This is a genomic window from Pseudanabaena sp. 'Roaring Creek', from assembly GCF_001402795.1.
In the GTDB taxonomy this organism is placed as follows: Bacteria; Cyanobacteriota; Cyanobacteriia; order Pseudanabaenales; family Pseudanabaenaceae; genus Pseudanabaena.
Map to the genome: position 1 here is coordinate 1 of NZ_LIRE01000055.1, position 1,601 is coordinate 1,601.

A 1,601-nucleotide genomic window follows, 5' to 3' on the forward strand; every position below is an offset into this window, starting at 1 on the left:
TATAGTTGTTTTAAATAACTTGTAGACGGGCTTCGACTTCGCTCAGCCCTCGGTGTAAGCTAGCTGAGCGAAGTCGAAGCTGTAGTTTTTATTTGAATTATCTATACCTTACTGGGTTTGGTTTTTAATTCACAAAAGTGTGACAACACTTTTGTGAATTAGTGTAACAAACTCTACAGGCTTCGATCAAGAAATGGCGGCACTGCGCGCCGCCATTTCTTGAGTTTTACATTTGTCAACAGCCATGCGACCGCCGTATTTATATGAATTTAATCGCGTCTAGCTATTCATTTCATTTTATAAATTAAGGTTGCCGTAGCATTTGGGATCTCCGATGGTTTGAGCTTAGCGTTAATCTTGCCTAATCCTTCTTCAGTACCGATCAATACCTGTTGATTGTTGATGAGCAAATTAACCACCGAGCTACTGGGCAGATTATACACAGATGTCGTAATTTCTCCATTGTAGGTATTAGCAAGAACCAAACCATCACGCATACCAATCCACAGTTCACCATTTTTATTACTGGCGAGGGCGACAATATCGCGTCCTGTCACCGAATTGATACGGGCGATCGCCTTATTGCTGCTTGGATTGATTTCGTATACATTGCGCGGTGTTCCCGCCCAAATTTTCCCCGAGGGGTCGATGGTTAGAGCTTGGACAATTTGACCCGATACATAGGGAATTCTAGCGGTGATTTTAGCCGTACTAGGATTAATCTTAAACAAACCATTTAACGTCCCCACCCAAATATTGCCTGAATTATCGATCTGCATAACATTAGCAGCCGTTCCAGGAATGTCGGGCAAACGGGCATAGGTTTCGGAATTATAGGGACTAATGCGAGTCATGCCTTGATCGGTTCCTACCCAAATGAATCCTGCCCGATCCATTGCTAAACTGAGAATCCGACTTGAAGATAGCTGGATGGCAATATTTTCAATCTTGCCAGAGCTGGGTTCAATTTGATATAGCCCCGCCGTCGTCCCCACCCAAAAATAACCGCGATTGTCTTCTAACAATGCCGTAACAGTTGAGTTTGGGAGGGATATAGAAGCGATCGCCGTTCCAGAGCGTGAATCAATTTGCCTCAATCCTTGCCAAGTACCGATCCATAACCTGCCCTGATTATCAACTAGGGTCGAGCTAATCCTGCCATCTAGATTTGATGAGGGATTGCGGGCAAGGTAAAAGCCTGTTGATGTATTTATTGATGAGACCGTCTGAGGATTGCCAAGATTAATCGCCTCAAGAGGATTAACTAAGCCACAGGTCGATGTATATAAACTTGCTAAATTGCTTACAAAACTAACAGTTATTGCCAATAAAAAAGTTTTAGCCCTATCTCTTGATATGTTTTTTGCTGCCAACATCTTTAATCACCTCACTACACCCTGTTGACACTCTTGATCAGTGTCCTTTTAAGCGTCAGATGTTAACACAAGAGCTTGCGATCGCCACACCAATTTTAGTTTTATCCCCATTTAAGGCTAAATGACGTTACTCCCTTCCCGCTATAAAATTAGACATTAAAAACCAAGAATTAGCGTTGCGGCGCGAAGCGCCGCAACGTCTAATTTTTCACTGGGAAGGGAGTA

At 43.0% G+C, this 1,601-nt stretch carries 1 protein-coding gene; it reads right to left on the bottom strand.

Going from position 1 to position 1,601, the window contains the following annotated elements; translation table 11 throughout:
* Positions 1-287: 287 nt before the first annotated feature.
* Positions 288-1,328 carry a two-component regulator propeller domain-containing protein gene (locus tag AC805_RS01760; RefSeq protein WP_231662394.1) on the bottom strand — a complete coding sequence of 347 codons (1,041 nt, stop codon included), beginning with the start codon at positions 1,326-1,328 and terminating at the stop codon, positions 288-290.
* Between the last annotated feature and the right edge of the window lie 273 nt (positions 1,329-1,601).